The sequence below is a fragment of the Isoptericola sp. NPDC056134 genome (assembly GCF_042264825.1).
GTDB lineage: Bacteria > Actinomycetota > Actinomycetes > Actinomycetales > Cellulomonadaceae > Isoptericola > Isoptericola nanjingensis.
In genome coordinates this window covers 1-22,386 of sequence record NZ_JBHJVM010000004.1, presented here as the reverse complement: position 1 = coordinate 22,386, position 22,386 = coordinate 1, and the positions used below count along the sequence as shown (strand labels likewise).

At 75.6% G+C, this 22,386-nt stretch carries 17 protein-coding genes and 2 rRNA genes; 4 read left to right on the top strand and 15 right to left on the bottom strand.

Annotation, left to right across the window (positions count from 1 at the left end; translation table 11 throughout):
* Positions 1-11: 11 nt before the first annotated feature.
* The 4 genes from ACFCZN_RS05305 (at position 12) to ACFCZN_RS05290 (ending at position 3,674) form a co-directional block, all read left to right on the top strand.
* The gene (locus ACFCZN_RS05305) at positions 12-983 is read left to right on the top strand and encodes a COX15/CtaA family protein (RefSeq protein ID WP_429767177.1); all 972 of its coding nucleotides are present in this window, start codon (positions 12-14) and stop codon (positions 981-983) included.
* Positions 984-1,012: 29 nt separating this feature from the next.
* Positions 1,013-1,741, top strand: coding sequence for an aminotransferase class IV (locus ACFCZN_RS05300; protein WP_429767179.1), 729 nt, complete (start codon positions 1,013-1,015; stop codon positions 1,739-1,741).
* Positions 1,742-1,830: 89 nt separating this feature from the next.
* Positions 1,831-2,829, top strand: coding sequence for an ATP-binding cassette domain-containing protein (locus ACFCZN_RS05295; protein WP_429767181.1), 999 nt, complete (start codon positions 1,831-1,833; stop codon positions 2,827-2,829).
* Entirely contained in the window at positions 2,826-3,674 is an 849-nt protein-coding gene (locus tag ACFCZN_RS05290) for an ABC transporter permease (protein WP_429767182.1), read from the top strand. The genes ACFCZN_RS05295 and ACFCZN_RS05290 overlap by 4 nt, the downstream gene beginning before the upstream one ends.
* Here ACFCZN_RS05290 and ACFCZN_RS05285 read toward each other — a convergent pair.
* From ACFCZN_RS05285 to ACFCZN_RS05215, 15 genes are all read right to left on the bottom strand, one after another.
* Positions 3,656-7,054: a BTAD domain-containing putative transcriptional regulator gene (locus ACFCZN_RS05285; RefSeq protein ID WP_430556072.1), complete on the bottom strand. Its 3,399-nt coding sequence runs from the start codon at positions 7,052-7,054 to the stop codon at positions 3,656-3,658. The two genes, ACFCZN_RS05290 and ACFCZN_RS05285, sit on opposite strands and share 19 nt — an antisense overlap.
* Positions 7,055-7,076: 22 nt before the next feature.
* Positions 7,077-7,727, bottom strand: a complete 651-nt coding sequence (locus tag ACFCZN_RS05280; RefSeq protein ID WP_430556071.1) for an NUDIX domain-containing protein — start codon at positions 7,725-7,727, stop codon at positions 7,077-7,079.
* A complete protein-coding gene (locus ACFCZN_RS05275) occupies positions 7,724-9,406 on the bottom strand; it encodes a CTP synthase (protein ID WP_429767188.1) in 1,683 nt (560 codons plus the stop codon). Before ACFCZN_RS05275 ends, ACFCZN_RS05280 begins: the two co-directional genes overlap by 4 nt.
* A gap of 58 nt (positions 9,407-9,464) precedes the next feature.
* Positions 9,465-11,153 carry a murein biosynthesis integral membrane protein MurJ gene (gene murJ, locus ACFCZN_RS05270; RefSeq protein ID WP_430556070.1) on the bottom strand — a complete coding sequence of 563 codons (1,689 nt, stop codon included), beginning with the start codon at positions 11,151-11,153 and terminating at the stop codon, positions 9,465-9,467.
* A 4-nt stretch (positions 11,154-11,157) separates the two neighbouring features.
* The gene (locus ACFCZN_RS05265; protein ID WP_429767192.1) at positions 11,158-12,042 is read right to left on the bottom strand and encodes a hypothetical protein; all 885 of its coding nucleotides are present in this window, start codon (positions 12,040-12,042) and stop codon (positions 11,158-11,160) included.
* Positions 12,042-13,052, bottom strand: a complete 1,011-nt coding sequence (locus tag ACFCZN_RS05260) for a copper transporter (protein WP_430556069.1) — start codon at positions 13,050-13,052, stop codon at positions 12,042-12,044. The genes ACFCZN_RS05265 and ACFCZN_RS05260 overlap by 1 nt, the downstream gene beginning before the upstream one ends.
* Before the next feature lie 119 nt (positions 13,053-13,171).
* A complete protein-coding gene (steA, locus tag ACFCZN_RS05255) occupies positions 13,172-14,365 on the bottom strand; it encodes a putative cytokinetic ring protein SteA (protein ID WP_429767195.1) in 1,194 nt (397 codons plus the stop codon).
* Between the two features lie 5 nt (positions 14,366-14,370).
* Entirely contained in the window at positions 14,371-16,140 is a 1,770-nt protein-coding gene (gene recN / locus ACFCZN_RS05250) for a DNA repair protein RecN (protein WP_430556068.1), read from the bottom strand.
* A gap of 1 nt (position 16,141) precedes the next feature.
* Positions 16,142-17,107, bottom strand: a complete 966-nt coding sequence (locus ACFCZN_RS05245) for an NAD kinase (protein ID WP_430556067.1) — start codon at positions 17,105-17,107, stop codon at positions 16,142-16,144.
* Positions 17,104-18,015 (bottom strand): TlyA family RNA methyltransferase, encoded by a 912-nt coding sequence (locus tag ACFCZN_RS05240; RefSeq protein WP_429767200.1) that lies wholly within the window; start codon positions 18,013-18,015, stop codon positions 17,104-17,106. Before ACFCZN_RS05240 ends, ACFCZN_RS05245 begins: the two co-directional genes overlap by 4 nt.
* 5 nt (positions 18,016-18,020) lie before the next feature.
* On the bottom strand, positions 18,021-18,296 hold the full coding sequence (locus tag ACFCZN_RS05235; RefSeq protein WP_429767202.1) for a hypothetical protein: 276 nt from the start codon (positions 18,294-18,296) through the stop codon (positions 18,021-18,023).
* 253 nt (positions 18,297-18,549) lie between these two features.
* Positions 18,550-19,563 carry an HAD-IIA family hydrolase gene (locus ACFCZN_RS05230; protein ID WP_429767204.1) on the bottom strand — a complete coding sequence of 338 codons (1,014 nt, stop codon included), beginning with the start codon at positions 19,561-19,563 and terminating at the stop codon, positions 18,550-18,552.
* Positions 19,560-20,438, bottom strand: coding sequence for a hypothetical protein (locus ACFCZN_RS05225; RefSeq protein ID WP_430556066.1), 879 nt, complete (start codon positions 20,436-20,438; stop codon positions 19,560-19,562). Before ACFCZN_RS05225 ends, ACFCZN_RS05230 begins: the two co-directional genes overlap by 4 nt.
* 1,407 nt (positions 20,439-21,845) lie before the next feature.
* Positions 21,846-21,962: ribosomal RNA gene (rrf, locus tag ACFCZN_RS05220) — 5S ribosomal RNA — on the bottom strand.
* A 135-nt stretch (positions 21,963-22,097) separates the two neighbouring features.
* Positions 22,098-22,386 (bottom strand): 23S ribosomal RNA (locus tag ACFCZN_RS05215); the annotation flags it as partial.

The window sequence follows — 22,386 nt, the reverse complement described above, 5'->3', positions numbered from 1 at the left end:
AGCGTGGACCCGTGACCTCGCCGAGCCCCGCCGCGCCCGCCCCCGAGGCGGGTGCCGGCGCCACGCCCGACCGGACCGACCGCCCCGACCGCCTCGCCCGGTTCCGGCCCTGGACCCGCGGCGTGCTCCTGGCGAACGTCATCGGGCAGATCCTCGTCATCGGCACGGGCGGTGCGGTGCGCCTCACCGACTCCGGGCTCGGCTGCTCCACCTGGCCGATGTGCGAGCCCGGGCACTTCACGCCGGTGTTCCACGAGGCGTCCTCGATCCACTCGTTCGTCGAGTTCGGCAACCGCACCATGACGGGCGTGCTGAGCGTCATCGGCGTCATGGTGCTGGTCCTGGTGTGGACCGACCGGCGCCGGACCGAGTCGTACCGGGCCCTGGGCATCGTGCCCCTGGCGGGCGTGCTCACCCAGGCGGTCATCGGGGGCATCGTGGTGCTGCTGCACCTGCACCCCGGCTGGGTCTCCCTCCACTTCGGCGTCTCGGTCGCCCTCGTGTGGTTCAGCGCGTACCTGCTGCACCGGCACGGCGAGGGCGACGGGCCCCCGCAGCGCGTCGCGGGCCGCGGCGTCGCGACCACCGGCGCCCTGCTCGGCCTGCTGCTGATCCCGGTGGTGACGCTGGGCGTGCTCGTCACGGGCTCCGGCCCGCACTCGGGCGACACGGAGGTCGGCTACCGGCTGGCGCTCGACCCGCTGACCATGACGCGGGCGCACTCCGAGTCCGTGTGGCTGTTCCTCATCACCCTCGTCGTGCTCCTGGTGCTGCTGCACCGGGCGCCGGCCGGCCCGCGGGTCGCGGCCGCGCGCAAGGGCGCGTGGGTGCTGCTCGCGGTCACCCTGTCGCAGGGCCTCGTCGGCTACGTGCAGTACTTCACCGGCCTGCCCGAGATCCTCGTCGGCGTGCACCTGGTGGGCGCCGGCTGCCTCGCCTGGGCCACCGCGAACGCCGTCCTGAAGCTGCGCACCCGCGCCTGACGCAGGCGTCCCCGCGCTACGGTGCAGGCGTGCGCATCGAGGTCGACGGCCGCCCCGCGACGGCCGAGCAGGTCGCGTCCACGGACGGTCACTTCACCGCCATGCAGGTGCGTGGCGGCGGTGTGCAGGGCCTGGGCCACCACCTGACCCGGCTCGACGTCGCGCACCGCGAGATCTTCGGTCTCCCGCTCGACGGAGACCGCGTCCGCAGGCTCCTCCGGCACGCCCTCGCCGGTCAGGACGACGCCTCGGTCCGCGTCGTGCTGCGCGATCCGGAGCACGTCGCCGTGCAGGTGGGCGCCCCTCGCCTCGCCCCGACCCGTCCGCAGCGCCTGCGCTCCGTGCCGTACCTGCGCCCGTTCGCGCACCTCAAGCACCTGGGCGGCTTCGCGCAGGCGCAGTGGGCGCGGCAGGTCGGGCGCGAGGGGTACGACGACGCGCTGCTCGTCGGCCCGGACGGCGCCGTCGCGGAGTCGACGATCGCGAACGTCGGCGTGCTCGGGCCCGACGGCGGCGTGCTGTGGCCCGATGCCCCGCACCTGCGCGGCACCGGCCTCGCGCTGGTCGAGGAGACGACGCCGACCCGCACCGGTCCGGTGCACCTCGGCGACCTGCGCCGCGCCTCCGGGGCGTTCCTCGTCAACTCGATCGGCATCGTCGCCGTCGCGTCCGTCGACGGGACGGCCCTCCCGGACGCGACCGGGCGGGTGGAGGAGATCCGGCGCCGGGTCGCCGCCCTCCCGTGGGAGGCGCCGTAGCCGCTGGTCGGCGGGCGCATGACTGCCGAGGCGAGCGCGTGACAGCGCCGTGACAGCACGCTGGGAGCGGCGCCGCGCACGGTGGTGCCATGACCACCACCGCGATCGAGGCCGAGGGCCTCGTCAAGACCTTCGGCGACAACCGCGCCGTGGACGGGGTCGACCTCGAGGTCGCCACCGGCACGGTCTACGGGGTCCTCGGCCCGAACGGCGCCGGGAAGACCACCACGATCCGCATGCTCGCGACGCTCCTGCGGCCGGACGCCGGCCGGGCGTCCGTCTTCGGCCACGACGTGTCGCGGGAGCCGTTCGTCGTGCGCCAGCTGATCGGCGTCACGGGGCAGTACGCGTCCGTCGACGAGACGCTCAGCGCCACCGAGAACCTCCTGCTGTTCTGCCGGCTCAACGGGCTCAAGGGGTCCGCCGCGACGCGCCGCACCCGTGACCTGCTCGAGGAGTTCAGCCTCACCGACGCCGCCGCGCGCCCGCTGAAGAACTTCTCCGGCGGCATGCGGCGCCGCCTCGACCTGGCCGCGAGCCTCATCGCCCAGCCCCCGCTCCTCTTCCTGGACGAGCCGACCACCGGCCTCGACCCGCGCACCCGCGCCCAGATGTGGGAGACCATCCGCCGCCTCGTCGCGACGGGCTCGACCGTGCTGCTCACCACGCAGTACCTCGACGAGGCCGACCAGCTCGCCGACCGCATCGCCGTGATCGACCGCGGCCGCGTGGTCGCCGAGGGCACCGGGGACGAGCTCAAGTCGTCGGTCGGCCAGCAGTCGCTGCAGCTCGCCCTCGTGCGGCCCGACGACGCCCCGGCCGCCCAGGCGGCCGTGCTGGACGTGCTCGGCGTGGCCGCGACGGTCTCCCCCGAGGCGTGCCGCCTCACCGTGCCCGTCGCCGACCCCGCCCGCGTCACCGACCTGCTGGTCCGCCTGCGCGGCGCCGGCGTCGACCTCGACGGGCTGTCGATGGACAAGCCGACCCTCGACGAGGTGTTCCTGACGCTGACCGGCCACGACGCCACCGACCAGTCCACGACCGACCGAGCCGCCGGCTCCCCCGAGCCCGAGGAGATCTCCGCATGACCACCCTCACCACCGCCTCCGCGCCCGTGGCGCCCGGGGGACGCATCGTCCCCGGCGCCGAGCGCACCCTGCGCAACCGCGTGACCGCCGGGCAGGCCGTCTCCGACTCCCTGGCCATGGCGCGCCGCGGCCTCATCAAGATCCGCCGGACGCCGGAGCAGCTCATCGACGTCACGGTGCAGCCGATCATCTTCACGCTGATGTTCACGTACATCTTCGGCGGGGCGATCTCCGGCAGCATCGCGGCCTACCTGCCGGTCATCATCCCCGGCATCCTCGTGCAGACCGTCATCACGGCCTCCGCCGTCACCGGCACCCAGCTGCGCGAGGACATGGACAAGGGCGTGTTCGACCGGTTCAAGTCGTTGCCCATCGCCCGCATCGCCCCGCTCGCCGGGGCCCTGGTCGCGGACCTCGTCCGCTACCTCATCGCCACGACGCTCACGATCGTCATGGGCCTGGTCATGGGCTGGCGACCGGGCGGCGGCGTCGGCGGCGTGCTGCTCGCCGGCCTGCTGGTCATCGTGTGCGCCTGGTCCCTGAGCTGGATCTTCGCGTTCTTCGGCGTCATCGGCAGGTCCGCGTCGTCGGTGCAGGGCATCTCGTTCCTGGTGCTCTTCCCGCTGACGTTCCTGTCCAACGCGTTCGTCCCGGTGGACACGATGCCGGGCTGGCTGCAGGGCTTCGTCAACGTCAACCCGGTGTCGCACCTCGTGACCGCGGTCCGCGACCTCGCCAGCACCGGCAGCGTGACCGGTCAGGTCGGCATCGCGCTGCTGAGCTGCGCCGTCGTCGTGGCGGTCTTCGCCCCGCTCGCCGTGCGGAGCTACATGAAGAAGGCCTGACCGGGCCCGTCCGGCCCGAGCTCCTGGTCCGTCTCCGCCGCGAGACGGACCAGGAGCTCGTCCGCGCGCGCCACCAGGTCGTCCCGGTCGAGGGCCTCGGCCCGCCGCTCCCCCGCGCGCACGACGTCCGCGCCGTGCTCGGCCAGGGCGGTGGCCACCTCCGCGCGCAGCGCGTCGAGCCGGAGGGCGGGCAGGTCCTGGCGCGCCCCCAGCCGGCCCGCGATCGTCAGCAGCTCGACGCCCTCCGTCACCCGCCCGAGGTCCAGGTCGCCCGACCCCACGGGGACGAGGCAGGCCCAGTACGCGACGCCGACCGACGAGGTCGCCAGCACGGGACGGTCGACGAAGCCGCGGCCGCCGCCGCGCACCCTCCGCCCCACGTCGACGATCCGGCGAGCGAGCCCGGTCTCGTCGGCCCCCGCCTGCACCCGCCGGACCAGGGTGGCCGACGCGAGCAGGAGGAACCACGGCGCGGCGTCCCCCTCCGGCTGTCCCGCCCCGAACGTCGCCAGCGACCGCGCGAGGTGCGCGAGCGCCGCCGGGTGGTCGCCCCGCGCCCACGCCAGCTCGCCACGGCCGAGCTCGACGACGCCGCGCGCCTGGGCCTCCCGCCCGTCGTGCGCGCCCTCGGCGGTGGGGACCATCGACGCGACGACGGCTTCGGCCGCGTCGAGGTCCCCGAGGGAGAGGGCGGCGCCCAGCTCGATCCAGCGGACCTGCCACTGCATCTCCTCCGCCCCGATCGCGAGGACACCCTCCTTCGCGGCGGCGACCCAGCGGACCGCCTCCGCCTGCTCGCCCCGCTCCGCGAGGAACGACGCGAGAACCATCGCCGTCATGGCCGACGCCGCGGCGTCGTCGATCCCGCGCGCGACGTCGTGCGCGGCCCGCGCGAGCTCGACGGCACGCGCGATCTCGCCGTCGTTCTCCCGCTGCTGCGCCTCGAACATGTGCCCCAGCAGTGCCGTGTACCCGTCGTCCGACCCCTGGAGCCGGGTGAGGACGGCCTGCGCGTCCTCAGGGGTCCGGGCCAGGACGAGGTCCGCGAGCTCTCGGGTGCGCGACCCCACGGACCCGCTCGTGCGCAGCAGCCGGCGCAGGCGCGCCAGCGGGCGCGCCGCCCGACCGGGGACGCCGAAGACCGAGGACGCCGCGATCGCCTCGAGCGCGATCGCGGTGGCGTCCGCGTGCTCGTCCGGCACCACCCACCCCTCGAGGGAACGCAGCACCCCCGGCACCAGCCCGATGACGCGCTCCTCCGCGCCGCGCACGGCCCAGGTGCCGAGCAGCCCGACGAAGCCGTGCACGACGGCGTCGGGCCGGCCCAGGTCCATCGCGCGCCGCACCGCGAACAGCAGGTTCTCCTGCTCCCGGCCGAGCTCCGCGACGGCCTCGCGCTGCCGCGGGCTCAGCAGCCGCGAGGCGCACCGCCGGGACACGGTCAGCGACCACGCGAGCACGGCCGCGTCGGTGGCCGTCTCCTCCCCCGCCGCGGCGAGCCGCAGCAGCCCGAACTCCCGCACGGTCTCGACCATCCGGTACCGGGTGCCTCCGTCGGCCTCCTCGACGCGCACGAGGGACTGCAGCTCCAGCGTCGTGACGTCGTCGTCCACCTGCCACCCGGGCACGTCGGGCAGCAGGGCGCGCGCTGCCTCCGCCGAGAACCCGTCGGGCAGCGTGGCGGCACGCCGCCACAGCGCCTGCTGACCGGGCGTGAGCAGGTTCCAGCTCCAGTCGAGCACGGCCTCGAGCGTGCGGTGCCGGTCGGGCACCGAGCGGTCGCGCACGCGCAGCAGGGCGAACCGCTCGTCGAGCCGCTCCTCGACCTCGGCGACGCTGAGGGTCCGCACGCGCGCGGCCGCCAGCTCGATGGCCAGCGGGAGCCCGTCCAGGCGGTCGCACAGGCGCGCGACGGCCGCGCGGTCCAGCAGGGCGTCGGGACGCACCGCGCGGGCCCGCTCGACGAACAGGCGCACCGCGGGGCCGCCGTCCTCCTCGTCCGGGTCGGCGCCGAGCGGCGCGGGCGCGTACGTCGACTCCTCGTCCAGCAGCAGCGGCGTCCGGCTGGTGGTCAGCACCCGCAGCCGCGGCGAGACGTCCAGCAGCACGCCGGCCCAGCGGGCAGCTCCCTCGATCACGTGCTCGCAGTTGTCCAGGACGACGAGCGCGTCCGCGTCGCGCAGCCGGGCGGCGACCTGGCTCGCCAGGTCGCCGGCCTGGAGCCGGTCGGCCAGGCGCAGGGTGCTCGAGCCGGGCGCCACGCCCAGCGCGTCGGCGAGCGCCAGGACGACGTCGTCGTCGGCCCGCACGCCGACCAGCTCGACGACGACCACGAGCCCGGTGCCGGCGACCGCGCGGCGCGCCACCTCCTGCGCGAGCCGCGTCTTCCCCAGCCCGCCCGGCCCCAGGACGGTGACGAGCCGGGCCGTCCCGAGGGCATCGCGCACGGCGGCGACGTCGGCCTCCCGGCCCAGCAGGGGCGTCGGGTAGCGCCGGAGGCCGCGGGCCGTCCCGGCGGCCGCCCGGGCCGGGGTCCCGACTGCTCCCGTGCCGGTCGGAACGGGCGACGGCGGGGCCTGTGACGGCGCCGACGGCGTGCCCTCCCTGGCGACGTCGGCGGCGAGCCGCTCGTAGAGCGAGACGGTGGCGGGTCCGGGCTCGCTGGCCAGCTCGCGCACCAGGACCGACCGCAGCCGGGTGAAGACGCGCAGCGCCTCCGCCGGCCGGCCGAGCCCGCCCAGGGCGCCCATGAGCGCGCGGGCGGCGTCCTCGTCCGTGGGGTCCGCGGCGACGTCCGCCCCGGCGACCTCGGCGACGACCGCGTGCCGGCCCGCGGCCTCGGCCGCGTCGCGGCGCACGAGCCGCAGCTCGTCGCGCCAACGCTGCGCGACGGTCGCGAGCTCGCGTGCGACGTCGGCGAACTCGCCCCCCTCGAGGTCTCCGCCGGGTGTGCCCGCCCACAGGCGCAGGGCGTCCTCAGCGGTCGCCTGGGCGGCGGCCGGGTCGCCCGAGACGACCTCGCGGCGCGCCCGGGTCAGCCCGTCGCGCACCCGGTCCAGGTCGGAGACGACGCCCAGGGCGTAGCCGGTCTCTGTCGCGCGCACGACACCGCGACCGGCGACCGCCCGCAGCCGGGAGACCAGGTTCTGGAGCGCGGCCCGCGGGTCGCCGGGCAGCGACTCCTGCCACAGCCGGTCGACGAGGCCGCCGGAGGAGACACCCCGGGGCCCCGCGAGCGCGAGGAGCGCGACCAGCGCCGCGGCGCGAGCCCCGCGGGGAGCGCGCTCGGCGCCGTCCGGACCCGCGACCCGGACCGGGCCGAGGACCCGCACCGCGGGCGCGTCGTCGGCAACGGGACCGGGGTCGGTGGCGTCACGCACGCCTGTGGAGCCTACCGGCCGCTCAGGCGCCCCGCCGCGACGGCCAGGGCGCGTCCGCCGGCCGCAGCGACGCCCACCCGCCCGCACGGCTCGCGGCGGCGGCGAGGACGCCCACGACGGCCGACGGGTTGTGCAGGCTGCCGTCGAGCACCCGGGCGACCGCCTCGTCCAGCGGCACCCACCGGAGCTCGATCTCGGCCTCCTCGCCCGTGCGCATGTGGCGGTCGGCGTCGGGCACCGGACCGAGGCCGCGGGCGAGGAAGACGCGCACCGCCTCGTCGCTGCTGCCCGGCGACGACGCGAAGTCGGCCAGCACGTGCCACCGCGCCGCGGTGGTGTCGGTCTCCTCCGCGAGCTCGCGGGCAGCCGCCTCCGCGGGGGGCTCGCCGTCGACGTCGAGGAGCCCGGCCGGGACCTCCCACATCCGTGACCGCACCGGGTGCCGGTACTGCCGCAGCAGCAGGACCCGGTCGGCGTCGTCGAGGGCGACGACCGCGACCGCACCCGGGTGCACCACGTACTCCCGGGTCACGGTCCCCGCGGCGCCGAGGTCGACGTCGTCGCGCACCAGGTCGACGATGCGGCCACGCTGCAGCACCTCGTGCCGCAGCACCGGCCGCGGGGCCTGCTCGTCCGCGACGGACGGGCCCGCCCCGCCGTCGGGCGCCGTCACGCGCCCTGGCGCTCGAGCGCCGCCGCGACCAGCCCCGAGAAGAGCGGGTGCGAGCGGGTGGGGCGCGACTTGAACTCCGGGTGCGCCTGGGTGCTCACGTAGTACGGGTGCACGTCGGCGGGCAGCTCCACGAACTCCACGAGCTGCGCGTCGGGCGACGTGCCGGAGAACACCAGTCCCGCCTCCTCGAGCTGCGCGCGGTACGCGTTGTTGACCTCGTACCGGTGGCGGTGGCGCTCCGACACCCGCTCGCTGCCGTACGCCTTGGCGACGACGGAGCCGGCCCCGAGGTGGGCGTCGTACGCGCCGAGGCGCATGGTGCCGCCCAGGTCGCCCTCGCCGCCCACGATCGCGAGCTGCTCGGCCATCGTCGCGATGACCGGGTGCGTGCTGTTCGGGTCGAACTCGGTCGACGAGGCGTCCTCGAGGTCGAGCACGTTGCGCGCGTACTCGATGACCATCGACTGCAGGCCCAGGCAGATGCCCAGCGTCGGCACGAGGTTCTCGCGCGCCCAGCGCAGCGCACCGACCTTGCCGTCGATGCCGCGCACGCCGAAGCCGCCGGGCACGAGCACCGCGTCGACGCCCTCCAGCGCCTCCTGCGCGCCCTCGGGCGTCTGGCAGTCGTCGGCCGCCACCCACCGGATGCCGACCTTCGCGTCGTTGTCGAAGCCGCCGGCGCGCAGCGCCTCGGTCACCGACAGGTACGCGTCGGGCAGGTCGATGTACTTACCGACGAGCGCGATCTCGACGTTGTGCTCCGGCTCGTGCACGCGCTCCAGGAGCTGGCTCCAGCCGTCCCAGTCGACGTCGTGGAAGGGCAGGTCGAGGCGGCGCACGACGTAGGCGTCCAGGCCCTCGGCGTGCAGCACGCGCGGGATGTCGTAGATGCTCGGCGCGTCGACGGCGTTGACGACGGCCTCGTTGTCCACGTCGCACATGAGCGCGATCTTGCGCTTGATGGGCTCCGGGACCACGCGGTCGGCCCGCAGCACGATCGCGTCGGGCTGGATACCGATGGAGCGCAGCGCGGCCACCGAGTGCTGGGTCGGCTTGGTCTTCAGCTCGCCCGACGGGCCGATGTAGGGCACGAGGGAGACGTGCAGGAAGAAGCAGTCGTCACGGCCGAGCTCGTGCCGCACCTGGCGCGCGGCCTCGAGGAACGGCTGGGACTCGATGTCGCCGACGGTGCCGCCGATCTCGGTGATGATCACGTCGACGTCGGGACCCGCCTGGTCGCGCATGCGCGACTTGATCTCGTCCGTGATGTGCGGGATCACCTGGACCGTGTCGCCCAGGTACTCGCCGCGGCGCTCCTTGGCGATCACGCGGGAGTAGACCTGGCCGGTGGTGACGTTCGAGGAGGCCGGGAGCTCCACGTCGAGGAACCGCTCGTAGTGGCCGATGTCGAGGTCGGTCTCGGCGCCGTCCTCGGTGACGAAGACCTCGCCGTGCTGGAACGGGTTCATCGTGCCCGGGTCCACGTTGAGGTACGGGTCGAGCTTCTGCATGGTGACGCGCAGGCCCCGCGAGCGCAGCAGGCGCCCGAGCGAGGAGGCGGTGAGTCCCTTGCCGAGAGACGAGGCCACACCGCCCGTCACGAAGATGTGCCGCGTCTGGTGCGTCGCACCCGTACGGCTGGAGGAGCGGGGCTGGAGTCTGTTCGCGCTGTCGGCCACGGAACTCCATCCTAACAGCGGGTCGGACGGCGGCACGCGGGCCGCGCGGTGCGCCTGGTCACTCCGCGGGTCGGTCGGCCGGTTCCGCAGCCTCGGCGGGCTCGCCAGGCTCGCCAGGCTCGTCGGTGGGCGCGGGGCCGCGGCGGCGCACGATCCCCGTCACGGCGGACCGGTCGGCCAGCAGGAAGCCGCCCACGACGACGACGCCCCCGACCACGGCGGCGAGCACCCCGACGCCCAGAGCCGGGAGGATCGAGGCGTCCGCCGGGAGCAGCGCGCCCGACACCAGCGACCCGGCCCACGCACCGAGCCCGGTCGCGACGACGAGCACGACGAGGGTCCGCGGGATCCCCCGCAGCGCCTCGCGGCCGGCGTACCGGCCCACCGCCGCGAGCAGGCCCGCCCCGGCGATCGTCATGCCCAGCGCCGTGGCCAGGCCGAGCTGGGCCAGCACGCCCGCCTGGTCCCGGACTCCCGTCACGGCGGGCAGCGCGAACGCCGCCACGGCCACGACCAGCCACCCGGCCGCCGTGACGACCACCGCCACCCGTTGGTGGTCGATCGCGTACAGCGCCCGCGACAGGTGCAGGATCAGCGCGAACCCGACGATCCCCGGCGCCATCCACGCGACGGCGCCGCCGAGCCCCGCGACCGACCCGCTCGCGATGCGGGCGAACACGGCCTCCACGGCCCCTGACGCGGCGACGAGCCCACCCACGCCCAGCCCGGACACCACGAGCAGCGTGCGGGTGGTCGTGGCGAGCAGGCCGCGGAACCGGTCGTGGCGTCCGTGCGCCACGTGCTCGGCGAGCCGCGGGAACGCGCTCGTCGCGAGCGGGAACGCCAGCACGGCGTAGGGCAACAGGTAGACCTGCTGCGCGAACGTGTACGTGGGGAACGTCTGCTCCGGCCCGAACTGGAACGCCGCCCCCATCACGGCGAGCACGGACAGCTGCTGCGCCACCAGCGCACCGACGCCGGCCAGCGCGAGGTTGCGGGCACGGACGCCCTCGCCCCCGGGGAAGCGCAGCGTGGGGCGCAGCCGCGTCCCCGTCCGGAGCACCGGGAGGACGAGCGGCAGCGCGAGGAACGCGACGCCCGCCGTCGTCCCCCAGCCCAGCCAGCCGATCGCCGTCGTCGAGAGCGCCGCGACGTCGCCCTGGTCGCCGTCGGCCATGCCGACGAACACGAGGTAGACGGCGATCACGGCGAGGCTGGACAGCAGCGGCGCGAACGCCTGCCAGAAGAAGCGCTTGTGGGCCTGCAGGATGCCGCCGAGCACCACCGCGAGCCCGTACAGCGGCACCTGGAGCGCGAACGTCCGCACGAAGGTGGCGGTGACGTCCACGAGCTCGGGGTGCTTGTCGCCCATGAGGAGCGACGCGATCGGCCCGGCGAGGATCGCGAGCAGGGCGCCGAGCGGCACCAGGACGGCGAGGGTCCAGCCGAGCAGCGCCGAGGCCACCCCGGAGGTCTCCTTCGCGGAGCGCCGCGCGATCGGCCCGGCGAGCAGCGGGACGACGGCGCCCGCGAGCGCGCCGCCCGCGGCGACCTCGAACAGCACGTTCGGCAGCTGGTTCGCCGCGGTGTACGCGGGGCCGACACCCTCCGTACCCACGGCCCACGACAGCACCAGCGACCGGGCGAACCCGACTAGCCGGCTCGCCACCGTCACGACGGTGATCATCGCGGCGGCGCCGGCGAGGGTCTGGGTCGCCGCCCGCAGCCCGCCCGGGCGCGACGTCATGGGTTCACTCCCCCGAGGCGGGTTCCTGCGCCGGGCCCGGCGTCGCCGCCGGGCGGCGACCCCAGCCGTCCGCGGCGCGCAGCCACGGCGTGCGCTCGACGACGGCGGAGAAGCTCACGCGCTCGGACGCGAGCGTGAGCCCGACGACGGACGCCAGCGCGGCGAGCCGCACCGCGCGCGGGGCGCCGAACGCCCACTGCGCGCCGACCAGCGCGCCGAGCGCGTTCGCGCCGCCGTCGCCCAGCATGTCCCGCTCGGCGAGGTCGCCGGGGGCCGCGACGGCGGCCGCACCGAGGACGACCCCGGTCGCCGCGCCCGCGGTGCCGCCCGCGACGGGCAGGCTCAGGGCGGCCGACGCCTTGAGCGCCCTGCCGGGACGCAGGTCGAGGAGGTTGAGCAGGTTGGCCGTGCCCGCGACGAGGGCGCCGTTCACCGCGACGTCCAGCAGGTGCCCCGCCGCGCCACCGGTCCGTCGGGTACCGACCGCGGCACCGACCAGCGCCGTCGCGCCGATGCCGAGCACCTTGAGCCCGCCGGTCGTGAGGCGGCCCTCGGCGAGCGCGCCGAGGTGTCCTCGCAGCCCCTTGACGCGCGTGCTCGTGTCCTCGGCGAGGTCGTCCACGAGCCCGAACGCGGCCGCGCCGGCGGTCGCGAGCGCGGCACCGGCCCGCTCCCGGCCGCCGCCCGCAGCGAGCGTCCCGGCGACGAGCCCGGCCGCGACGGCCGGGCCTTCGAGCATGCTCACCGGTTCGCCGCGGTGGTTGGTGCGGGTCCAGCGCGCGGCTCCGCCGGGCGGGTCGGTGTCCAGGGCTCGCCGGGCGAGCGCCGTGCCCGCCGCCGCGACGACCGCGCCTCGCAGCAGCGCGCCCACGCCGGCCCCGCCGGCCATCAGCCGTCCCCCTGCGTCTCGCCCTGCTCGACCACCGGCGGGAGGACGGACGCGCCCTCCTCGAATCCGTACTGGTCGACGGCGCCGGCGTCCTGGGCGGCGATGGCGAGCGGCACGACGATCTGCCCCGTCGTCTGCTCCACGCCGCTGACCGTGCTCACCAGGTCCGAGAGCCCGTCGTCGGCACGGATCGTGGCGATCAGGTCGCCGTCGTGCGTCGTCGGCCCGGCCACCACCGAGGTCCCCGCGATCTCCGCGGACGTCCCCGCGAGCGCGGCGAGGGCGCCCATCCCCGTCTGCTCCGGGTCGGCGTCCTGCGTCTGCTCCTCCTCGTCGGCACCGGTGGCGCCGCTCGACAGCAGCAGGATCGCGTCCGCGGGCGCGCTCGGCTCGGCCACCTGCTCCACGAGGCCCACCTGCTCCAAGAGGTGCTGCTGCTCGAGGGCGGCCTCGCTGAACGCGGACGGGCCCGCGGAGCTCGAAGAGCCCGAGGAGTCGGTGAGCGCCACCGTGAGCGACGCGGCGAGCAGCTCGGCCGGGCCGGAGTCCTCGTCGACGACTCCCTCGACGGCGTCGGTGGGCAGCTTCTCGCGCAGCCCGTCCGCGACGGTCTCCCGCATGGTCAGCTCGTCGGCCGACGTCCACGACGCGGCCAGCCGCTCCTGCGCGACGACCGTGCTGTCCGCCGCCTCCAGCTGGTCCAGCACGGCCTTGCGGTTCGCGTCGCTCACCTCGTCCACCTCGACGACGGCGACGTTCATCCCCGCGAGCGACCCGGCGACGAGCTGGTCGCCGGCGCTCTCGATGAAGCGCCGCTGGTCCTGTGCCGTGGTCTGCGCCTGCCCGAGCTCCTCGCGCAGGGTGTTGCGCTCGGTGCGCAGCGCGTCGACCTGCTCGGTGAGCTGGTCCCCGAGGGTGCCCTGGAGCGGGCCGGCACCGAGGATGATGCCCACCGCGAGGGCGAGGAAGACGGAGATCAGCGAGACGAGGTGATACCTGAAGTCGATCACGGTCGGCAGAGGTTCCTTGTCGGGTCGGAGCGGTCGGGTCGGAGCGGTCGGGTCGGAGCGGTCGGGTCGCAGCGGTCGGGTCGGGTCGAGCAGGATGCCGGGAGGGCGCGCGGGGGGCGTCACCCGCCGAAGAGGCTACCCACCCAGGAGACGAGGTCGTCGATCCGGGCACCGATCAGCCCGAAGAGCGTCTGCCCCGCGGCGGTGGACCACAGCGCCGCGACGACGGCAGCCACGCCCGCCAGGGACAGCAGCGTGAGCTGCAGGTTCGAGATCCGGGTGCGGTACAGCCGGGACACGCCCTTGGCGTCCACGAGCTTGCCGCCCACGCGCAGCCGGGTGAGGAAGGTGCTGGCCATGCCCGCCCGCCCCTTGTCGAGGAACTCGACCAGCGTCGCGTGGGTGCCGACCGCGACGATCAGCTCGGCGCCCTTGTCGTCCGCGAGGAGCATGGCGATGTCCTCGCTGGTCCCCGTCGCGGGGAACACGACGGGCTCGACGCCGAGCGCCTGCACGCGGTCCAGCCCGGGCGAGTTGCCGTCGCGGTACGCGTGCACCACGATCTCCGCGCCCGACGACAGCGCCCGGTCGGACACCGAGTCCATGTCGCCGACGATCATGTCCGGCTTCCAGCCCGCGTCGATGACTGCGTCGGCGCCGCCGTCGACACCGACCAGCACTGGCCGGTTCTCCGTGATGTAGGACCGCAGCATCGCCAGGTCCTCGCGGTAGTGGTAGCCGCGGACGACGATCAGCACGTGCCGGCCCTCGAACTTCGTCCGCACGTCCGGCACGCCGACGCCGTCGAGCAGGAGGTCCCGCTCACGCCGCAGGTACGTCATCGTGTTCTCGGCGAAGTTCTCGATCTCCTCCGACAGCCCCTCGCGCGCCGCGACCATGTCCGCCGCGACGGTCTCCGGGGACTGGCGGACGCCCTCCGCCACGGTGGTGCCGTCGACGACCACGGTGCCGCCGTCGATCCGCACCGTGGCGCCCTCGGGCAGCGCCATCACGGCGGGGCCGAGGTCGTCGACCAGCGTGATGCCGGCGTCGACGAGGATGCCCGGCCCCGCGTTCGGGTAGCGGCCCGACGTCGAGCGGGCGGCGTTGAGCACCGCCGCCGGGCCGACCGCCACCAGCGCGTCCGCCGCGACCCGGTCGATGTCGACGTGGTCGATGACGGCCACGTCGCCGGCGTGCAGGCGCTTGGTCAGGTCCTTGGTCCGCGTACCGACCCGGGCGGGCCCTGTCACGTCGGTGCTCTCGTCGCCGGCGTCGGGCGCACGCTCGGACTTGCGCAGGATCATTCTCATCGCCCCTATCGTCCCACGGTGGAGGACTCCAGGAGCTCGACCGCGTGCTGACGGGCGGTCGCGGACTCCTCCTGCCCTGAGAGCATCCGCGCCAGCTCGCGGACCCGCGCGTCGTCCGTGACCTCGCGCACGCCCGTCACCGTGACGCCGGCCCGGTCGTCGGGAGCGTCGTCGGGAGCGCCGTCGGGGGTGGACTTCGTCACCACCAGGTGCGAGTCCGCGAACGCGGCCACCTGGGCGAGGTGCGTCACGACGACGACCTGCGTGCTGCGCGCGAGCACCGCCAGGCGCCGGCCGACCTCGACCGCCGCGCGACCGCCGACGCCGGCGTCGACCTCGTCGAAGACGAACGTCGGCAGGGGCGCCGTGGCCCGGCCCGAGCCCGCGCCGGACCCGGCCTCGACGCGCGCGGTGGCGAGCGCCACCTCGACGGCGAGCATCACCCGGGACAGCTCGCCGCCCGACGCGCCCTTGCCCAGCGGGCGGGCGGGCGCGCCGGGGTGCGGCTCGAGGAGGAACGCGACCTGGTCGGCACCCCAGGGCCCCGGCTCGTCGGCGGGCGCGACGTCGACGACGAGCCGCGCGCCCTTCATGGCCAGACCCGACAGCTCCTGCGTCACCGCGTCCGAGAGCGCCTCCGCGGCCTTGCGCCGGCCGGTCGTCAGCCGCTCCGCCGCGCCCGCGAGCTCGGCGTCCAGCTCGGCCGTGCGCTCGCGCATGCCGGCGAGCCGCTCGCCGCCGTCGTCCAGGTCGAGCAGCCGCAGCCCCGCGTCGCTCGCCCACCGCAGCACGTCGTCGATGGTCTCGCCGTAGCTCCGGGTGAGCGTCGTGAGCTCCGCGAGGCGTGCGTGCGCGGTCTCGAGGCCCGCCGGGTCCACCTGCAGGTCGTCCACGTACGACGACAGCTCGGTCGCGACATCGGCGAGGAGGTACCCCGCCTCGGCGAGCCGGGTCGCGTGGCCGCCGAGAGTCGGGTCGTCGGAGGCCGCCGCCTCCAGCGCCCGACGTGCGCGCTCGACCGCCTCCACCGCGCTGCCCGCCGTCTCCACGTCGTCGCCCGCGACGGCGTCGTGCGCCTCCTGGGCCGCCACGCGCAGCTGCTCGGCGTTGCCCAGCCGCCCGACGAGGGCCGTGAGCTCGGCGTCCTCCCCCGACTGCGGGTCCACGCGCTCCACCTCGGCCAGGCCGAGCCGCAGGAGCTCCGCCTCCCGGGCGCGCTCGGCGGCCCGCGCGGTGAGGTCGTCGATCTCGGCCTGCAGCCCGGCACGCTCGGACCACGCCGCCCGGTAGGTGTCGAGGTCGTCCTGGTGGTCGGGGCCCGCGAAGGAGTCCAGCGCCTCGCGCTGCTTGGCCGCCGTGCGCAGCCGCAGCTGGTCGGCCTGGCCGTGCACGGTCACGAGCTCGTCCGCGATCTCCGCGAGCACCGCCTGCGGCACGCCGCGCCCGCCCAGGTGGGCGCGGGAGCGGCCGGCCGCCGCGACGGTGCGGAGCACGACGACGGTCCCGTCGTCGTCGACCTCGCCGCCCGCCTCGTCGACCCGCGAGGCGACGCCCGGGTGCGCGGCGACGCGGAGCCGCCCCTCGACGACGGCGCCGTCCGCGCCCGGTCGGACCGCGGCGGGGTCGGCCTTGCCGCCCATGAGCAGGCCCAGCCCGGTGAGCACCATCGTCTTTCCCGCGCCCGTCTCGCCCGTGATGACGGTCAGCCCGTCGGCCAGGGGCACCCGGGCGGCGCGGATCACGCCCAGGTTCTCGATCGCGATCTCCTCGAGCACCTCACGCCTCCTTGTCGTGCTCGTCGAGCTTCTCGTCGTGGCCCGGCCCGGGCGCCGGCGCCCGATGGTCCGGGCGCTGGGCCGCCAGCTCGCGCCACCCGACGACCGGCAGCGAGAACTTGGACACCAGCCGGTCGGTGAACGGCGCGGGCGAGAGCCGCGCGAACCGCAGCGGCAGCGCGCCCCGCCGCACCTCCACGAACGACCCGACCGGCAGGTCGATGCGTCGCCGGCCGTCGCAGGTCAGCACCGCCGGGACCGGGCTGCGCTCGAGCACCTTGACCGTGTACGTCGACCGGGGGCCGATCACCAAAGGGCGCGCGAACAGGGCGTGCGCCGACAGCGGCACCAGCAGCACACCGTCCACCTCGGGCCACATCACCGGCCCGCCCGCGGAGAACGCGTGCGCCGTCGACCCGGTCGCCGTGGACATCACCACGCCGTCGCAGCCGAACGACGAGAGCGGGCGACCGTCGACGGCGATGCCGACCTCGACCATCCGCTCGCGCCGCGCCTTCTCCACGGTCGCCTCGTTGAGCGCCCACCCCGTCCGGGGGGTCTCCTCCCCCGGCAGGTGCACGGCGACGTCGACGACGGCGCGCTCCTCGACCTCGTAGTCGCGGGCGGCCAGACGCCGCACCGCGTGCCGCAGGTCGTCGCGCTCGCTCTCGGCGAGGAAGCCGACGTGCCCCAGGTTGACCCCCAGGAGCGGGACCCCGGTACCGTGCGTCAGCTCGGCGGCCCGCAGGATCGTGCCGTCGCCGCCCAGGACCATGACGGCCTCGGAGTCGGTGACGCCCTCGCGGACGCGCGCCGCGGCCATGTGGTCGCCGAACGACTCGGCGAGGTCGTCGTCGTGCAGGGCCACCTCGAAGCCCGCCTCGGTGAGCTCGCGCACGGCCTCGGAGAGCGCCGCCACGGCCTCCGGGCGGCCCCCGTGGGTGACGATCAGGACTCGGCGGGTCACTGTGCTCCTCCGACGGGCAGGACGGGCGGGACGGACGGCGGCGTGCCAGGGTCGCCGGGTCGCCAGGCGACGGCGGCCGCCACGGCCTCGTCGGCCGGCTCGGCGGCGGACTCGGATGCGGCCGCCGGATCCCCGCCGTCGGGTCGGAACCAGCAGAAGTACTCGCGGTTGCCGCTGGGCCCCGGCAGCGGGCTCGGCACCACCGCGCGCGCCCGCAGGCCGTGCCCCGCCGCGGCCCGCAGGACGGCGAGCACGGCCTCGGCGTGCAGGGTCGGGTCGCGGACCACGCCGCCGCTGCCGAGCCGCTCTCGGCCGACCTCGAACTGCGGCTTCACCAGCAGCAGGGCGTGACCCTCCGGGGAGAGCACCGCGGCGAGCGGCCCCAGCACGAGCGTGAGGGAGATGAAGGACAGGTCCCCCACCACGACGTCGGGTGCGCGCTCCAGGTCGGACGGCGTGAGGTCGCGCAGGTTGAACCCCTCGACGACCGTGACCCGCGGGTCGGTCCGCAGCGCCGGCACGAGCTGGTCGTGCCCGACGTCGAGGGCCACCACCTGCCGTGCACCCCGGCGCAGCAGGACGTCCGTGAAGCCGCCGGTCGAGGCGCCGACGTCCAGGCACCACCCGTCGTCGACCGCACGCAGCAGCTCCTGGCCGGCCGGGTCGGCGGCGAGCGCGTCCAGCGCACCGGCCAGCTTGCCCCCGGCGCGCGACGCGTACCCCGGGTCCTCGGGATCCGTGTGCACCGCGACGGGCGCGCCGTCGGGCACCGGCGTGGACGGCTTCGTGACCACGCGGCCGTCGAGCCGCACGCGTCCGGCGTCGATCAGCTCCACCGCCTGCCGCCTCGAGCGGGCCAGGCCGCGGCGGACGAGCTCCGCGTCCATCCGCGCGTCCGTGCGTGCCACCGCCGTCAACGCCGTGGCCCCGTGTCCTGCACCCCGTCCAGCCCGGTGGTGCCCGGCGCGCCGTCGAGGCGCGCCCGCAGGCCGTCGTGCACCGCGGTGAAGCGCTCCACGTGCTCGGCGAGGGGGAGGTCGTCCAGGCCCTCGAGCTCGTCGGTGCCGGACGCCGAGCCGGTCCCGGCAGGAGCCCGAGGGGTCGGCCGGGCCCCGACAGGGGCGTCGGCAGCGGGGTCGTCCGCCGACCCGGCCGCCGCCGCTCCGGGCGTCGACTGATCCTGTGTCATGGTCCCTCCCTACCGCTCGCGGTCTCTTCGCCAGCACCGTTGACGGGTGCGCACGGACCGCCGGTCCGAGGGGCGGCTGGTCGCGCGGGTGTGCCGCCGTCCGAGGTCCGGGTCCACGCTACCTGCTGGCACGGACGTCCCGTGCACGACGCACAGCCCGCGACCAGGTCCGTGGCCGGCGTCCGAGCCGTCGGCCGTCGTCGTGCCCGCCCGGCGGGAGCGCGTCACCCCGCGCCCGCTCGTCACGCCGCGGTCAGGCGTGCAGCTCCGGGACGGTCGACGCCGACGCCGGGGCGCCCCGGTCCGCGGCGTCCCACGCGGCCGCGCAGGCCGCGCGGACGACGTCGATCCCGTGGGGCCCCTCTCGATCGAGCTCCAGCGCTCCGTCCACGATCCGCGCCGCGCGACCCTCGCACGTCCACCAGCCCTCGGCGGTCCGCTCCGGGACGGGGTGCGGCTCGAGCAGGGCACGGAGGTCGGCACCCACGAAGTCCGGGCGCAGGCCGGGCTCGGCCAGCACGGCGTCGCGTGCCGTGGACACTCCCGTGAGCACGTGCAGGCCGGGGTAGCCGCCGGCGCGCGCGCCGGCGAGGTCCGTGTCGAGGCGGTCGCCGATCACCAACGGCCGTTCCGCGCCCGCCCGGTCGACCGCCAGGTGGTACATCGTGGGCGACGGCTTGCCGGCGCTGTCCGGCTCGACACCGGTCGCCGCCACGACCGCGCCGACGAGCGCGCCGTTGCCGGGAGCGAAGCCCCGCGCCGTCGGGAGCGACAGGTCGAGGTTGCTCGCCACGTGCCAGGCGCCGCCGGCCACGGCGTAGGCCGCCTCGGCCAGGTCGCTCCAGGCCAGGCCCGCCGCGTAGCCCTGGGCCACCGCGTCGGGGGCGTCGTCCGCGGAGTCGACGACCGTCAGCCCCGCGGCGGCGACCGCCGTCCTCAGACCCGCCCCGCCGACGACGAGGACCCGAGCGCCCGGCTCCAGCCGCGTGCGCAGCAGCGCCGCGCACGCCTGGGCCGCCGTCATGACCTCGTCCGCGCCCGTCGGGATGTCCAGGCCCGTGAGCTGGCCGGCCACCTCCTCCGGCTCGCGCGACGCGTTGTTCGTCACGAAGACCAGCCGTAGACCCGCGGTCCGTGCCGCCGTCAGGCTGTCCGCGGCGTGCGGGATGGGCAGGTGGCCCTTGTATGCGACGCCGTCGAGGTCGACCAGCGCCAGGTCGTGCGCCGACGCGAGCGGGACGGCGCTCCCCGCCAGGGTCGCCGTCATGCCTGGCTCGCGTCCGGGGCGCCGGCCTCCGTGTCCGGCTCGGCGCCCGCCGCCTGCTCCGTCCGAGCGGCCTCGGTCTCGCCGGCGTCAGCGTCGAGCTCGTCGGCGTCACCGTCGAGCTCGCCGGAGGTGTCGGCCTCGTGCGCGTCCTCGCTCGCGGTGGGCGGACCTGCAAGGACGTCGCCGTCCTCGGGGTCGTCCTCCGTGTCGAGGTCCTCGTCCACGGCGTCCTCGTCGTACGTGTCGTAGACGACGACGTCGTCGGACTCCTGCGTCAGGCCGGACGCCCGCTCGAGCTCGGCCGGGTCGACCCCTGCCAGGAGCCGCGCCGCCTCGTCCTCACGGCCCGCAGCCTCCAGGGCGGCCGCCCGTGCCTGCAGCACCCGGAGGCCCAGGTCTCCCCGCCGCTCGGCGGCGGGGATCCGGTCGAGCACGGCGATAGCGGCGTCGTGCTCCCCGAGGTCGCTCCGCGCTCCGCTCGCGACGATGGCGAGCTCGGTGCGCCCCTCGGCATCGAGCGTCCGCGCCTCCTCGCTCGCGGCGAGAGCCAGGGCACGCTCCGGGCGCCCGAGGCCGCGCTCCGCGTCCGCCATCAGCGGCAGGTGCTCGGAGGAGCCGTTGAGGCGTCGTACCGTGCGCAGCTCGCGCAGCGCCTCCGCGAACCTCCCGGTACGGTACGCCGCGATCCCCGCGGCTTCCCGCACCACGTCCACCCGACCTCCGCGACGCACCGCCGCCTGGGTGTGCTCGTAGGCACGCTCCGGGTCGACGTCGAGGAGTCGGCCCGCCATCACGAGGTGCAGGCCGATGCGCTCGGCGTTCTCCTTCGTCAGGCCGCGCAGACGCCCCCGGACGTCGCGGCTGAGCTGACCCATCGACGCGTCCTCGGCGATCTCCGGCTCGACGGCGCGCGGGCGCCGCTCGGCACCGGCCGCCGGTCGGGCGGGTCGTCCGCCGCCCGCGCGGCCCTGCCCCTCTCCGCTGCGCCGTCCGGTCGCCGGACCGCGAGAGCCGGCACCATGGGAGCCGGCACCACGGGAGTCGGCACCACGGGAGTCGGCACCACGGGAGTCGGCACCACGGGAGTCCTGCCGCGGCCCGCCGCTCCTGCCGTCGCGCGGCGCCGTACGGTCGCTCCCGTAGCCGCGGCGGTCACCCCGGTCGTCCGAGCGTCCTCGGTCCCCCGCGTAGCCACGACGGTCACCCGAACCCGCCCGGTCGTCCCGGCCGCGGCCGTCGCGGGACGACGCACGCCGGTCTCCGCGGTCGTCGCTACGCCCTCGCGCGTCGTGCTGCCCGGCCCGTCGGGAGAAGTCGCCCCGGTCACGGCCGTCACCCTGGCTCGGACGGTGCTCCGCCCCTCGGCGGGCGCCGCCACGCTCGTCCCGGCGGTCGTACCCGTCACGAGACTGCTCACGACCGCGCGAGGGCCGCTCCTCCCGGCGATCGCGGGACGCGGGTCCCCGACGGTCCCCCGTGTCGCGGGACGAACGCTCGGTGCGACGGTCGTCGCCGTACGCGCGCCCGCCCTCGGGTCGCCGTCCGGAACGCTCCTGGTCGCCTCGCTCGCGGTCGGCCGGACGGCCGCGACGCTCCGCCGTGCGGTCCGTGCGGTCCGTGCGGTCCGTGCGGTCCGCGCGACCCCGGCCGCCGTACCCGCCTCGGCCGTCTCGCGCCGCGTCACCTCGCGCCGGACGTCCCTCGCCCTGCCGGCGCTGCGTGCCCTCGCGCTGCGGACGCTCATCGCGTCCGCCCTGCGAGCCTCGGCTCCCGTTCCGCGAGCCCCCGCGCGCGCCCCCTTCACGGGACGACGGTGCACGACCCCCCGCACCGCCCTTGCTCTCGTCCCGCGGTGAATCGTTCACGGTCTTCCTTTCCGACGCCGACACGACCGGTATTCTCCCACGCCACATCCTCGGAAGAGTGGTCGCGAAGCCTCCTCCGGATGTGATGGCAGGCACGGGGCCGAGCCTCACGATCCATGCCACCACGGGCCCTGCGCCCATGCCAGGCGCACGCGCTCCGCGGCGGCGCCGAACCCGTGCTGCCGTCATGACGGGCTCCGCGGAAATGGGGGCTCGTCGAAGCCCGAGTGGCGCCGAGCGAAGCCGTCCGAGCACGACGTGCTCACCAGGAGGGCGGACCTCGTGGTCGTCCCGGCTCCACGCACGCGCGCACACGCCACCGGACACGACGCGCACACGGCGCACAATGCCCAGTGCACCGCATCCGGGTATGCGAAAGGCCCACCCCGGTGTGGGGTGGGCCTTTCGTGAATGGGTGTCCGGCGGCGTCCTACTCTCCCACCCCCTCGCGAGGGCAGTACCATCGGCGCTGAAGGGCTAAGCTTCCGGGTTCGGAATGGGACCGGGCGTTTCCCCGACGCTATGACCGCCGTAACAGTATCGAGTTTTCGGGGTGACCCCTTGCCTGCCACCAGGTTGGTATCTGGTGGTGGTGGGGGTGGTGCCCGTTTCTCGGGAACCGCACAGTGGACGCGAAGCAGTGTTATTGACCAAACAGTGTTTGGTAGGTGTGTGAAGTTGTTGGCTTATTAGTACCGGTCAGCTCCGACAGTCTTTAGTCCTGTCTTCCACATCCGGCCTATCTACCCAGTGGTCTAGCTGGGTGCCTTCACCCCGCAAGGGGGATGGAAACCTCATCTTGAAGCAGGCTTCCCGCTTAGATGCTTTCAGCGGTTATCCCTTCCGAACGTAGCTAACCAGCCGTGCTCCTGGCGGAACAACTGGCACACCAGAGGTTCGTCCGTCCCGGTCCTCTCGTACTAGGGACAGCCCTTCTCAAGTTTCCTGCGCGCGCAGC

What these genes read in the sequence shown, in the direction of transcription:
- ACFCZN_RS05225 (WP_430556066.1), bottom strand. Translation starts at nt 20,438, where the DNA reads ATGGGTCAGCTCAGCCGCGACGTCCGGGGGCGTCTGCGCGGCCTGACG.
- ACFCZN_RS05230 (WP_429767204.1), bottom strand. Translation starts at nt 19,563, where the DNA reads ATGACGGCGACCCTGGCGGGGAGCGCCGTCCCGCTCGCGTCGGCGCAC.
- ACFCZN_RS05290 (WP_429767182.1), top strand. Translation starts at nt 2,826, where the DNA reads ATGACCACCCTCACCACCGCCTCCGCGCCCGTGGCGCCCGGGGGACGC.
- murJ (WP_430556070.1), bottom strand. Translation starts at nt 11,153, where the DNA reads ATGACGTCGCGCCCGGGCGGGCTGCGGGCGGCGACCCAGACCCTCGCC.
- steA (WP_429767195.1), bottom strand. Translation starts at nt 14,365, where the DNA reads ATGAGAATGATCCTGCGCAAGTCCGAGCGTGCGCCCGACGCCGGCGAC.
- ACFCZN_RS05295 (WP_429767181.1), top strand. Translation starts at nt 1,831, where the DNA reads ATGACCACCACCGCGATCGAGGCCGAGGGCCTCGTCAAGACCTTCGGC.
- ACFCZN_RS05265 (WP_429767192.1), bottom strand. Translation starts at nt 12,042, where the DNA reads ATGGCCGGCGGGGCCGGCGTGGGCGCGCTGCTGCGAGGCGCGGTCGTC.
- ACFCZN_RS05235 (WP_429767202.1), bottom strand. Translation starts at nt 18,296, where the DNA reads ATGACACAGGATCAGTCGACGCCCGGAGCGGCGGCGGCCGGGTCGGCG.